At 50.5% G+C, this 14,014-nt stretch carries 8 protein-coding genes and 1 rRNA gene; 4 read left to right on the plus strand and 5 right to left on the minus strand.

Going from position 1 to position 14,014, the window contains the following annotated elements:
* Positions 1 to 48: 48 nt before the first annotated feature.
* Together IE054_RS15115 and IE054_RS15120 are read right to left on the minus strand one after the other, a co-directional pair.
* Positions 49 to 1,077: a patatin-like phospholipase family protein gene (locus IE054_RS15115; protein WP_189407885.1), complete on the minus strand. Its 1,029-nt coding sequence runs from the start codon at positions 1,075 to 1,077 to the stop codon at positions 49 to 51.
* 53 nt (positions 1,078 to 1,130) lie between these two features.
* Entirely contained in the window at positions 1,131 to 2,195 is a 1,065-nt protein-coding gene (locus IE054_RS15120) for an MBL fold metallo-hydrolase (protein WP_189407887.1), read from the minus strand.
* Positions 2,196 to 2,461: 266 nt separating this feature from the next.
* Between IE054_RS15120 and IE054_RS15125 the strand changes: the two genes are divergently transcribed.
* The gene (locus tag IE054_RS15125; protein WP_189407888.1) at positions 2,462 to 4,342 is read left to right on the plus strand and encodes a sensor domain-containing diguanylate cyclase; all 1,881 of its coding nucleotides are present in this window, start codon (positions 2,462 to 2,464) and stop codon (positions 4,340 to 4,342) included.
* Positions 4,343 to 4,360: 18 nt separating this feature from the next.
* On the plus strand, positions 4,361 to 6,757 hold the full coding sequence (locus IE054_RS15130; protein ID WP_189407890.1) for a DNA polymerase II: 2,397 nt from the start codon (positions 4,361 to 4,363) through the stop codon (positions 6,755 to 6,757).
* A gap of 36 nt (positions 6,758 to 6,793) precedes the next feature.
* On the opposite strand, the gene IE054_RS15135 is transcribed toward IE054_RS15130, so the two are convergent.
* Positions 6,794 to 7,888 (minus strand): efflux RND transporter periplasmic adaptor subunit, encoded by a 1,095-nt coding sequence (locus IE054_RS15135; RefSeq protein WP_189407891.1) that lies wholly within the window; start codon positions 7,886 to 7,888, stop codon positions 6,794 to 6,796.
* 11 nt (positions 7,889 to 7,899) lie between these two features.
* Entirely contained in the window at positions 7,900 to 11,028 is a 3,129-nt protein-coding gene (locus IE054_RS15140) for an efflux RND transporter permease subunit (RefSeq protein ID WP_189407892.1), read from the minus strand.
* 345 nt (positions 11,029 to 11,373) lie between these two features.
* On the opposite strand from IE054_RS15140, the gene IE054_RS15145 reads away from it, so the two are divergent.
* On the plus strand, positions 11,374 to 12,186 hold the full coding sequence (locus IE054_RS15145; RefSeq protein WP_189407894.1) for an EF-hand domain-containing protein: 813 nt from the start codon (positions 11,374 to 11,376) through the stop codon (positions 12,184 to 12,186).
* Positions 12,187 to 12,350: 164 nt separating this feature from the next.
* Positions 12,351 to 12,836 (plus strand): hypothetical protein, encoded by a 486-nt coding sequence (locus IE054_RS15150; protein ID WP_189407895.1) that lies wholly within the window; start codon positions 12,351 to 12,353, stop codon positions 12,834 to 12,836.
* Between the two features lie 1,098 nt (positions 12,837 to 13,934).
* On the opposite strand, the gene IE054_RS15155 is transcribed toward IE054_RS15150, so the two are convergent.
* Positions 13,935 to 14,014, minus strand: a 23S ribosomal RNA gene (locus IE054_RS15155); the annotation flags it as partial.

Consider the following 14,014-nt stretch of genomic DNA (forward strand, 5'->3'; position numbering starts at 1 on the left):
CGGCCATTGCCCTCAACGCGCCACACGCACAGTGACGACAGACGTATTCTAGCCAAAGGGTTTAGGCTTACCGGTTATGGGATCAATGCGGTCCAGAGACGTTCCTTCGTAGGTGCCGGCTAGCAGGTCAACCACTGCACTGCCGTATTGCTCGAACCAGAAATCCCCCATTTTTTTAAGGCGCAGGATATTCGAGGCGCTAACATCATCCATAGCATCATCAGGCGGCGACGCAAGCCCGGGCTGCCTGCGCATTTCAGCATTCACCCTAATATAGTTGCCGGTCGTCGCCATGGTTATGGCCTGGTAAGCAACAACGCGCTCGTCCGACAGAATGTCGATAATATTGCCCTGTGTCATCCAGCCTAACGCCCCCCAGTTACATGATGCCGGTCCATTTATCTTGCGCGTTCTGTAGCCGGTTCCGACAGACAAAATTCGCATCTCATCCATTGACGTTTGTGGCCACAGGCGCCTTGCCTCCGCCATAGCACACAGGGTGGGATTGTTCGCCGTAACTCCGCCATCAATTAACCAGTTATCAAAGCCCTCATCTCCCATTGCCAGACCACGTGTTGGAAAGTAGGTTGGCGCAGCGCTGCTGGCATCAGCGACATCACAACTTTTTAAACCCAGATGTTGCGGATCTGTCGTTTTGATGACACAAGGTTTGCGGGCTTCAATGTTATACGTTACTGCCAGAACATGACGATCGCGCGCGGCAGCCTCAGCCAGTGAGGCATCACCGAATTTTTGCTGTAGTATCCTGCGCTTTCCGGACGCTTCATACTTTGGCGCATTGATGCCGTCGAGTTCAAAAAGCCCCTCGTTTTCAGCAAAAATTTGCGTTGCATTTTGCGCGTTGTAAAGCTGATTAATGTCGTCGACAGACAATTGAGTTGTTGCCAGAGCCAGCGCTATGATTGCACCTGTGCTGGTGCCCGCGTAAAAGTCGACGCAATCTCGTAATGATTTATCATGCCGTTCCTGTAACCCGGTATTGACGTGATATAAAAACTGGGTTGTTGCAGCACCGCGTATTCCGCCACCATCCAGTGATAAAATGACCTTGCCCATCCCCCACTCCGCATGCTGTTTAGCGTTGCTGTCATGATCATTTCAAGTTTAGTTTACCCGTTGACCATGTCAAAAGATAACACACTGTCATTCTGCTCAGTTTCACTGGCTGGCGACTGGCAATAGATATAGACCCCCTCCTCAGAAAGCGTGCGAACCAGCTGGCCCTCTGCACACAGATAGTTAAGGTGTGACAGGCACTCTGCAATTGCAAAATGCAGCAGGTGACTGTCGAGCTGTCGGTTAAACAGCGCGGGCAGGCAATCTGTCACCCGCATGGGTATTCTGCATACGTCGTAAAGTGTTTTAAGTTGCTGCTGGTGATGCCCGCGCAGGGCCTGAACCCGAGCACGTACTCCGGTAAAGGGCTGGTTATGCGCAGGCAATACCAGCGTATCGCTGGGCAACTCCATAAACGGTAGCAGTGTATCGAGGTAGTCGGCCAGCGGATTGCCGTCAGGCTCGGTACTGTAAACCCCAATATTGGGTGTTATTGAAGGTAAAATATGATCGCCAGCCACCAGGATATGACGTTCCTGACAATACAGGCAAACATGCTCCGGCGAATGCCCACGCCCTATCATCACCGTCCAGCGATTATTGTTGATGGTCAGCACCTGTCCTTCCGTCAGGCGTTCATACGCCACCGGCAACGGCGAGACAATTCTGCTGAAGCCCTTGCCATCGCCCACCGCTTTTGTGACAGCGTCAGTTGCCAGGCCACAGCGCACGAAATACTGTTCATCGCGCCACGCAGACGCACCTGCCCGGCCGGCAAACAGGGCCCGGGCGGCGAAATACTCTGTCTGAGACATATATAGCGGAACCTGATGCTGCTCGGTCAGCCAGCCGGCTAAGCCAATATGATCCGGGTGCATATGGGTTGCGATGACACCCAGCACTGGCTTGTCCAGCGTGCTCAACACCGACTGCCAGTGCTGACGGGTCTCGGACGTGGCCAGCCCGCAATCTACGATATACCACCCCTGCTCGTCTTCCAGCAGGTACAGGTTGATATGATCCAACGCAAAAGGCAGTGGCATACGAAGCCAGAAAATTCCCTCTGCGACCTGCGTGACGCAACCAGGCTGAGGAACGGTGAAAGATTCAAACTTCATAACATGACGTTTCTGCAATCGCACGAATATGTACTTTTTTTACGCTGCACTCGCTGAAAACTCAAACGTTTATGTCTGATAGATAGCTATTTGATACACTTATACCCAATCTTTCTGTAGCCTGGCTGCACAGCGTGGTGAACCTGTCTTAACGGTGAGCCTGCCGCTGGCCATAAGCGTAAATCAGATACAACCCTGAAGGAACGCTCTTGTATGTTTGGTTCCGACTGTCGATCAGCACTCAGTGCCGTCTGCGTGGGTTTAACATGAGTAAATATAAAATGATGACGCGATGGTTAACAGCAGGCCTTGTCTGTATCAGTCTGTTTAAGGGTGTAGTATTCGCTGACGAATCGACGCTAAATGCCTGGCCTCCTTCAGCCCAGCGGTTTCTGAAAGATATTCGGGATGAGCCTCAGGATGTCATTAACGCCGTACAGGCTGAGCTTCTCCAAGAGCAACGCACCACGTACCGGGCTGCGTATTATGCCATCCTTAGCCGCGCTTACTCGGCGCTGGTGTTGCCCCACAAAGGCCTCGACCGGGCCGATAAGGGGCTTGCACTGGTCACCGAGAGCCTCCACCCATGGCTTTATCATAATCTCGCGGTTGCTAAAGCTGAGGCACTGGATAACAGTGGCAAACCTGGAGAGGGTAAAATGCTGGCGCTGTCAGCACGTAACTGGGCAGAGGAACATAATGCCAAAGAGTTGCTGAGCTACGCCATGAGCGTCGACGGGTACCTAAGTCTCACACTGAGTGCTACCGACGACGCCCTTGCTACGTTTCAGCAGGGCTATACACTCTCGCAGTCAAACGACACCTTGCTGCAGCCTGGCGATTTTGCCAGCATGATTGCGCTGGTCTACGAATATCGGCATGAGCCCGAATTAGCGTTGCCCTACTTTCAGGAAGCCTACGACTACTACCAGGCAAACGACATAAAACTGGAGCTTGCCAATACCATTTTTGGTCTGGGCAAAGCCAATCTTGACCTGGGTAATCGCGATACCGGTCTGGCACAACTAAAACGCTCTGCCGAGCTTGCACTTGAAATCGGTGATCTGCAAGGTGCGGCTTACAGTTATCAGGTGATGGCACAGCAGTTAATTGATGAAGGAAAGCTAAGTAGCGCAGAAGCATTTTTAACTGACGCGCTGACCATTTTTGAAGACGCTGACAACCGCTTTATGCAAATCAATGTATTGCTTTCGCTCAATGCCATTGCCAGTCAGCAGAGTCAGTTTGCCTATAGCCTGACACTGCTTGACGAGGCACAGGCGCTGGCAGAAGGAGAGGCGTTTTTACCGTCAAAAATTGCCATTAACGAACGCAAGGCGCAGCTCTTTGCCACTATGGACGAATTTGAAAAGGCCTATCAGCTTATGCTGATCAATACCGCGCTTAAAAATAGGCTGAACCAAGAGCAGAACTCGCAACGGCTACTGGAACTGAAAACCCGTTTCGAAGTTGAACAACAAGAGGCACAAAACGCCCTGTTACGCGAACAAAACCTGCGTCAGCAAGCACTGTTGTTAAATGAACAGAAACTGCAACGTTATATTTTTGCGGTTGTCGTTCTGTTGCTGATTATTTGTCTGCTACTGGCATTCTTATACATCGGCGGCAAACGTCATCAGGAGCGCCTGGAACGACTGGCCAATGAAGATGAGCTCACCGGATTAATGACACGGCGTAAGGTGCTGGCGCAATTCGAACACCATCTACAACTTGCTCAGCGTCATGACACACCGCTCACTCTGGCTCTGCTGGATCTCGACTACTTTAAGAAAATTAATGATGAGCATGGTCATCAGACGGGCGACGCAGTGTTAAAAGCGTTTGGTGAGCTGGCCAGAAATACATTTCGACGCACCGATATGCTGGGCCGGATAGGCGGCGAAGAGTTTCTGTTTTTCTTCCCGCATACCGATCTTAGTGAAGCGCAGACGCTGCTCAAGCGATTCTCTGTGGCATGCCGTGATATTCCTTTTACCATAGACAAACCTGAACTCAATGTATCGGTTTCCGCTGGCGTGACGATGTTGTCAGATAACCAGTCAGCCAAGGTATTGATGGCACAGGCTGACGAGGCGCTTTACCAGGCGAAATCTGAAGGCAGAGACAGACTGGTTTGTGCGCCCTGATATCGCGTTACTGTCACTATGTCATATTCTTCAGCCCCGTCGACAATAACGCCAAAAGCGCCGCGCATTGAAGGCTTCATCTTAAGCCGGCGCGCCATTGTGGTTAATCAACGCCCAGTGGTTGAGTTGTGGCTGGCGACCGATGAGGGACCTGCGTGTCTGCATACCAGTGCGCAAACATTCAGTTGCTTTGTGCAGATCACCGACAAACTGTCGCTATTACGTGCCTGTCGCCGGGCAGGGCTTGCAGTCGAAACATCTGAACAGCCATTCAAAAAGCTCGACCAGCAGCCGGTTTGCGTACTTAAAACCTTCTCTGAGTCGCAGCATAATACCCTTCGTCGTATTGCCAGAAATGAGGAAATCACACTGTTTGAGGCCGATATCAAACTGTCTGACCGTTATTTGATGGAGCGCTTCATTTACGGCTCTCTGGCATTTATTCCAACAGCCACGGCCCCCCGCTGTATTCATCAACAGGTAAAAGTCAGGCCCGCGCACTACTTGCCTACCCTGTCCAGCCTTACACTGGATATTGAATGCGACGAACATGAAAACCTGTTCAGTATTGCTTTAGCTGGAGATAATGCAGCCGTGGTAATGATGATTGCGCCTCCTGCTGGCATACCCACGCCGACTCAGCCACTGCCCTTCGAACTGATTGTCTGTAAGGATGAAAACAGCCTGCTTCGAGAGCTTGAGCGTCAGATTGACGCTGCCGATCCGGATGTGATCCTGGGCTGGAATGTCAAACAGTTCGACCTGGCATTACTTGGCAGGCGGGCTGCGAGGTTGCATCAGCAACTTAAGCTTGGCCGGCATGGTCATACAATGTCGGTCAGAGAATTGGACAGTGGTCAGGTAATTGTGGATGTCCCTGGTCGCTGTATCGTTGATGGCATCGAATCGCTAAAAACCATGACTTACCAGTTTGACAGTTTTTCACTTCAGCATGTGGCGACCGAATTGCTGGGAAAAGGGAAGCTGATCCACGAGGACAATCCGCTGGAAACAATTAAGCGTCAGTACTTTGAAGCACCTCTGGAGCTGGCAAAGTATAATTATCAGGACTGCACTTTGGTTAATGACATTGTTGCGCACACCAGGCTACTCGACTTCCTGGTGCTGCGTAGCACTCTGACCGGCCTCGAGCCCGGTCGTCCTGGCGGCAGTGTTGCGGCGTTTCTTAATGTGTATCTGCCGCGCTTACATCGCGCAGGTTACATCAGTAATGTGCGTCCTGAAGACGGCGGGCTGGCAAGTCCTGGTGGCTACGTAATGGACTCTAAACCCGGGCTTTACCAGCATGTTCTGGTGCTTGATTTCAAAAGCCTCTACCCGTCGATTATTCGCACGTTCTGTATTGATCCAATGGGATTGGCAGAAGGCCTGTTATCGCCACATAATGCCGTAGAGGGCTTTAAAGGCGCCTGTTTTTCCCGCGATAAACATTTTCTGCCTGACATCATCGCTACCCTGTGGCGCCAGCGTGATGAGGCCAAGCGTGCTGGTGATGGCCCGCGCTCACAGGCGATAAAAATTTTAATGAACTCATTTTATGGCGTGCTTGGCAGCGGTGGCTGCCCGTTTTACGACCCTCGCCTGGCAAGCTCAATTACACTGCGTGGCCATCAGATCATGCAGACCACTGCTGACTGGATCAGGGAGCTGGGGTTTGATGTTATTTACGGCGATACAGACTCCACCTTTGTTCATATCGCCGATGCTAAAGACCGGGCGCATGCCCTGGCTCTGGGCGAACAGCTTGAACGCACTATCAATCAGCGCTGGCACCAAACGCTCAGACAGGACTTTTCTCTGCCCTGCTACCTGGAAATTGAGTTTGAAACGCACTTTGACACGTTTTTTATGCCCACTATCCGTGGCTCATCAATGGGCAGCAAAAAGCGCTACGCAGGACTGACGCAGAAAAACGGCAAACAGGAGATGATTTTCAAAGGCCTGGAAAGTGTCCGCTCTGACTGGACCCGACTGGCGAAAGACTTTCAGTATGCCTTGTACAGCGCCGTATTTGCCGGGCAACCCGTGGATGCGCTAATCAAGGACTATATTGTACAAATTCGTGAGGGGCACAGGGATCAGGATCTGGTGTACGCCAAACGATTGCGAAAACCGCTTGAGCACTACACTAAGTCGCAGCCTCCCCATGTCCGCGCTGCACGTATTGCCGAACAATGGCGTGCAGACAATGGACAGCCTGCACGCTACACCCCTTCAGCCAAAATCCACTATGTGCTGACCACACAGGGACCACAGCCCACTGAGTATGTTACTGCGCCGCTCGACTATGATGACTACATAGACAAGCAGATAAAGCCGATTGCCGAGAGTATCCTGCCTTTGATTGGTCTGGATTTTACAACACTTACCAATGATCAGATGACATTGTTCTAATCGGGCTTAACGGGTGCCTACACGAGTGGCGGTCACTCATGGGGTGCGCGCTGTCAGCGACGATTGCTCGTCACTGAAGCGTACTTTCTGTCCCGCGGTCAACCGTTCTGCGCCACGTGTTATCACCGGTGATTCCCTGGCAATGTCACCAAAGACTTCGATCCGGTCGCCCATCCCAATCCCCGTAGTCACCGCAACCTGGCGGGCTTCATTATTCTCATCCACCTGGTAAACAAAGGCCCCTGACTTGCGTAATACCAATGCATCTCTTGGCACCGTTACCCCCTGATGACTTTCACTATTTGGCAACGCGACCCGTACCGCGCCACCGATCGCGAAATCTCCAGGGTTAAGTCCTACCCGAATTTCCATCATGCGTGAACGTGCGTTACCCACAGGGACTATGGCGCGAATTGCCTCTTCCCTGGTGCGCCGCTCATCGCTGATCGCGACTTTCATGCCACTCTCAATATAAGGAATGACACTAAGCGGCGCTCTGACGGTCACATCCACACGGTTAGGATCGACAACCTGCAGTAATGTCTGACCTACCTGAATATACTCACCTTCAGACTGCAGCCGGGAAACCACCACTGCGTTAAACGGCGCCCTAACCTCGCTGCGGTTTACCTGATATTCAACCAGTGCTTTTCTGGCCTCAGCCTGCGCCAGCTCCTGACGGGCTATTTCAAGCTCAGCAGTCGTTGCTTCCATGTCATTCTGAGACAGATTATTGTTCGAGACCATGGATTCAAACCGTGTTACCCGCTTGCTCAGCATAGAGACACTGGCCGACCAGCGTGCAATTACCGCCTCTTCCTGTTTAAGGCTGAGCTTTAACCGGGTATCGTCAATAGCGGCCAGCACCTCGCCCTTAGCAACGATATCGCCGACATCCGCCAGCCAGGTGATTCTGCCTTCTACTTCTGCAGCCAGCTCTGCATCGGCCCGGCTGATGACGGTACCGGGCACCCAAATTTGTTCTGAAATAACTTCATGCCTGACATCATCGACCTCAACAAGTGCTGGCGGCGGCCCGGCTTGCTGCTCCTGTGCATAAACAGACGGCGCTAACGTCATCGCCATACACAGCAGTATCACGGCGTGGCGGTTAAGAGTGGCTACGTTCATTGGTGGTTCCTTTATACTTTGTCTGTGTGTCGTGTTTGTTTGGCAATGACCAGAGTGCCGGAAACAGCATCGCTCTCTTCATGCTGCTGACGCCAGGGCAGTCGAATATTCAGTTGCAATAAAGTAGGCAGGAGCAATAGCGTAAACAGCGTACTTACCGCCATTCCACCAACAATGACGGCCGCCAGCCCGCGATAAATAACGCTTCCCGCTCCTGGTAACAAAAGCAGCGGCAGCATGCCAAAAATTGATGTCAGTGTACTCATAAAGATAGGGCGCAGTCGCAGCAGGACTGCCTGATGAACGGCATCGATACGTGATAAGCCTTCTCGCTCGCCGTTGCGAGTCTGATGCACCAGTAAAATAGCATTATTGACCACCAGACCAAGCAGAATAATAAACCCGATCATGGTGAGCAGGTCCATTGGCTGGAATGTGACCAGATTAAGCAACTGAATAGCGACCACACCACCTACCGTCGCGAGCGGAATCGATAGTACAACCAGAATACTGTCTTTGAGCGATCGAAACAGCCCGGCCATCAGCACCACCAACAACCCCATCGCCAGCAGGAAATTCTGGCTCATAGTAGAGATGGCCTGCTTCAGACTATCAGCGCTGCCGCCATACTGAATACTGCCGCCAACCGGCATTGCGGCCATGAGTTCAGGCTCAATATCGGATTTAAGAATACTCATGGCTTCTTCCAGCGTCATCCCTTCCGGCGGATTGAAGTTAAGCGTGAGTGTACGCTTTCCTTCAACCCGCTGAATGCGGGATGGGCCAACAGCCCGTTCGACAGAAACCAGTTCACTCAGGCGCACCAGCTCACCGTTAGGTGCAACAACCGGCGTGGCTTCCAGCATTTCCGGCGTCGACCAGGGTGTTGAACGGAAAATTATATTAAGGCGTTTTACACCATCGAAGTACTCCCCCACATACATCCCGTCACCCAGCGAGCGAACCAGGCTTGCTACCTGCGAGCGCTGGTAGCCCAACTCCATGATCCTGCCGTCACGCGGATGAAACTGGAGCTCTGGCTCAGCCTGCTCGAGGCTTGGGTTCGCTCTGACATTGGCATTAGGAAAGCGCTCTTTTAGTAGCGTTAAACCGATACCGGCAGCAGCGACCAGTCCATCCTGATCCGTAGCCTGCAGATTGACATTAATGGAACGGCCATTTCCGAAGCCACCAAACAGATTCCCCTGCATTGCAAAGGTCTCGGTATCGGGCAAATCTTTTAATATTTCATCGCGAACCAGGGTTTCCAGCTCTTTTACTTTGCTCTGATCCTGTGCACGTACGCCAAGGGTGCCGCCATTTCCCCAGGTAATGATGTAGTAATTTTTAAGTGCCGGTGTCTTTTCTCCCTGCATATACGGATCGAGTCTCTCGACCACTTTACTCATGACATCATCCTTAATAAATGCGTCACTGGCACCAGCCGGAAAGTTAAAGAATGCGTCGACTGCATCACGTTTCACCGGTGGAAGGTAGTCCAGCTTTGGCATTAACGACCATGTACCGACTACAGGCACACTCATGAGTACCAGGATCATCACCGCGCGGCGCTTGGGCGTGGCAGAAAGCCGCATAATGGTACTGGCTATGCGCTGCCAGAGTCCGGCCAGTTTGTCGTCAGGCATCTCTTTGCTGAGCCAGCGCACCGCAACCACAGGCAGTACCGTCACCGCCACGATCAGTGAAAACGTTACTGCTATCGCAATGGTCAGCGCTAAATCAGCAAATAGCTGGCCTTCTACATCGCTGAGAAACATCACCGGGATAAAAATGGCCACCGTGGTTGCTGTTGATGCCATTAGTGCCCCGAATACTTCTTTTGTGGCGACATAGCTGGCTTCCTGTGGGTCTTTTATGTGCTTTCGTTTACGCACAATATTTTCCAGCACCACAATTGCCGCATCCAGCACCATGCCTACTGCGAAAGCAAGGCCGGCAAGTGAGATAATATTCAGGGTACGGCCGGTAAGTTTGAGCACAACAAAGGTGCTGAGCAAAGAGATGGGGATTGCCAGCGCGACAATCAGGGTTGCCCGGAATTGCCGCATAAACAGCCACAGGATCCCAATCGCCAGCATGACACCAATAAACAGGTTACTGGTAACAAGGTTAACTGCCCGGTATATGAATACGGACGCGTCAAACGACTGCACCATGGTAAGATTTTCACCGGCCAGTAAATTTTGATTTAACTCTCCGACCCTTGCTTTTACCGCTTCCAGCGTGGCCAGCACGTTGGCGCTGTTCTGACGGTCGATGCGAATAGAAATCGCCTGATTGCCATTTTGCACACTGTAATTATTGCCATCCGCACGCTGTATGCGTATATCCGCGATATCAGACAGATAAACCGGGCTACCATTTCGCCATTCCAGGATCATGTCGCCCATGGCCTGTGGCTCATATTTCCCTTCAAAGCGCAGCGTGTATCGACGACGCCCGACATCCACAAAGCCACCAGATACATCATTCGCGCTACCAAGCATATTAGCAATATTCGTGATATCGATTCCTAATTCTGCCGCCCGGTAAGGGTCAAAGACGATTTGAAACTCTTCCGCGCCACCCACGCCACTCTCCATTCGCGCACGCGCTACGCCAGGAATGGATTCTATTTCCGGACGTAGTTCATCCTCAAAATAGGTTACGTAACTGTTTATCGGATTAGGGTTCCCGGGTAGGCGCTGCAGAAAGAAATAGGTAAGTGCGGGGGCACCGCCGCCCCAGCCGCCCATCATGATATTGGGAGACAAGGCGTCCCTTGGCAGGGGCGGCACCCGGTTCATTCGACTAATGACATCAATAATTGTTTTCTGCATGTCGGTTTCTAAGCCGAACTCCAGATTAATCCAGGCATTTCCCTGATTAGCCCACGCATTCATGCTGTGCAGGCCGGGAATACCCTCTAAAACTTCTTCCTGTGGTTCCAGAATCTCAGATTCGATTTCCTGTGGGGACGCCGCTCGCCAGTTAGTCTGAATGGAAATGGTTGGGCGCTCAATATCGGGAAAGAGCTGAATTGGCAATGACAGTAAACAATAGAAGCCGAGCGCCATCACAATAGTAATAACAATTGAGACACCCGAAGCGTTTTTTATCGCGGCGCGCGTAATATCCATGTGATCCGCTCACGTCTTTTAATAATGTGTTAACTATAAGTCGCAAACACATTTCAAAAAGTTTAAAACCATCAACACACTATTTTTCAGGTTAAGAGGATTAACGCCCCGACAGCTCGACGAATTACTGATCAATTGTTCACATCAGGAATACCGGTGAGTTGCGTAGCTTTTTCAATCAGGCATAAATTTTTAACATACCTGTAAAACCATCAAAACCTAGTTAAGGTTATATCCATATGTTTTTATTATGTTTTAACTTATGGCACGTAGAATGTATGACTGTCAGTGACATTAACTCCTCCGCTTGAAGCATTTGATGGAGGCACGAACTGAGGATTATCTATGAAAAAGTTAACGCTTGTTACATTAATCAGTAGTGCACTTTCTGCCGGCGTGATGGCAGGAGACCACAGTCATAAAATTGCGATGTCATTTTCTGACCTTGATAAAAACAATGACGGTTACGTCTCACGGGATGAAGCAACAAATACTGCCATTGCAAAACACTTTGACACCATGAATATGGATGAAAATGGCAAATTATCGGTGAAGGAGTTTAATACGCATGTATCTAATAATCCTTCGCACTTTACCGGTGATGTCGTGGCATCAGTACAGGCCAAAGATAATGGGGTGCAGGAAGTTGATCCCAAGACAGTTTCTGCTGCCGGCAAGGACGATATCGTTATGGCGGATGAAGCCAAGGTCGAGAAATCATCATCAATGACGGTGAAGACCGAAGGCGACAATATGAAATCAGTGAGTAAGCGTATCGACGTAGAGAAAAACGTTGATGTCGACACTGATGAACTTGCCCTGGACGATAACGATGCAGAAGTTGAGAAAGAGTCGACCATGACAGTGAAGACTGAGCAACAGAACATGGCTGGCGATGAAAAGAGCATCAACATTGAGAAAAATGTTGAAGTGGAAGTAGAAGGTGACACCGCCGCGATCGCCAACACTGATTTCGATGAAATTGATACGAACGAAGATGGCAAACTGACGGAAGCAGAAGTGGCTGAATTGTCTGAAGATGCAAAATTTAATCAGATGGACAGAGACAATGATGATTTAATCACTAAAGTTGAGTTTGATACCTACAAACGCACTACCCTGCAAACTAACGTCAGTGAATACAACGAAGAGGAGTAAGTCACCGACGTGACAAGCTCTTTAACAAGTTGAAAGCCCGCTTCATTGCGGGCTTTTTAATATCACACCACACTACGACTTTAGAATAATTTAACCTTCGATTAATGGTTAAGTTTTTCATGAGGCACTATAGTCAAAGAATAATTGCACTTTGCAGTTTGCTGATGAATTCGATATTTTCTTTGCGTAGCCGGCCCGGCACTGAACACGGTCTCTACGAAGCAGGCGTCTTTGGTCAGGTTGTAACGTTCGCGGCACGTGGCCCCTGGAACGACGAAACGCTGAGACGTGGCACTCGGGAAATGGGCGCCATTATCCGCAGCCTGGACCTCACCAAGCCCTGGTGTCAGCTTAGTTGTCTGTATGGCGAACCGTTGATGCAACCCTCCGTGTATTCCTACTTTTTAGAGCAATCCAAGATACGCCTGCAACTGGGCTTGTCTGTACTCGCGATTGTAATTAAAGACTCTGATATAGAAAATACTATTCGCCATCAGCTGAAAAGCGCTTATAGTGCGGCCAATATTGAACATGAGTTTTTCAACGACATAGAAAGTGCAATTCAGATGATGCAGTCCGCCGGGTTCTCATTAGATTGCGACTCCATCAATCGCTTCTTTACGGTTAATAACTTCTCTAATCGCTATTAAACGAAGAAAGCTCTACGCTCTCATCACTGAGATCCTGGGTAAGTGTTACTCATTAATTGGGATGACGTCTTTGTAGTATTGGCGTCTATAGCTGAGATTTGCAGGAGCGCAGTTTAATTCGCTCTTATTGTGGATCTGTTCCTCTTTTCCACTACACAATCCTGCGAAGGAGGTCCCGGATAAGCGCTGCGCGCTTTCCAGGATGGCGTCTTTCTTCGATTCACTTTTATACATAACTAAACCCGAAGAGAGTACTCACATGGGGCTTGGGCCCGCACTCGGGTGAAGGAGGACCGTTATGCCAGTGGCATAACGCAGCCGACTGAACGGCTCGCCATGGATGGCGAGACTGGTCGGTACACCGGGGATGGGTGAGGCTCCGGTTTGCAAAGCAAATTTGAGGTGACTTAACGTCACCTCAAAAGGAACGAACGGGCGTACAGGACGTACGCCCTGGCACTGCGCCACATGGATGTGTCCGAATACATGGATTCAACGTCCGATGGGTTAGGTTTCGCTATGCGGGAGTAGCACGTCAGTGCTTACTGAGGGAAATTGCTTCACAACGAGAACTATCCGAAAGCTTCTATGAGCATCTTGATTTTTGTGCTTCCAGAAACGAGAAAAGGGCCACCCAAATGGATAGCCCTTTCTCTTGAAATAAGACTGCTTCGCAGCGAGACATGGCGGATGTGCTACTCTCACATGGGCGTGAAGGAGGACCGTTATGCCTGTGGCATAACGCAGCCGACTGAACGGCTCGCCATGGATGGCGAGACTGGTCGGTGCACCAGGGATGGGTTGTTCCACCTGAGCCTGTGCAGTCCGAGCCGTTTAAATATTCATGATGGGTTAGGGTTCGCTATGCGGGCGTAGCGCGCAAACTTTCAGTTCTAAAACGAAAAAGACCACCCGTTTGGGTGGCCTTTTCGTTTTCATATTAGGAGTCTGGCGGTGTGTGCCACGTCGCTATGGCCGCCAGACAAAAAACTGGTAACAATCGGGAAAGTCTGATATCCAATCTATCGAGTAACGTCACTACTCTACGTACGTATTTCTTAGCTTGTCTTACAACATCCAAAGCTTTTTGGGTGTTGTATGGTTAAGCCTCTCGGGCAATTAGTACAGGTTAGCTTAACGCCTTACAACGCTTCCACATCCTGCCTATCAACGTCTTA

The organism is Alteromonas halophila (assembly GCF_014651815.1).
GTDB classification, from domain to species: Bacteria; Pseudomonadota; Gammaproteobacteria; order Enterobacterales; family Alteromonadaceae; genus Alteromonas; species Alteromonas halophila.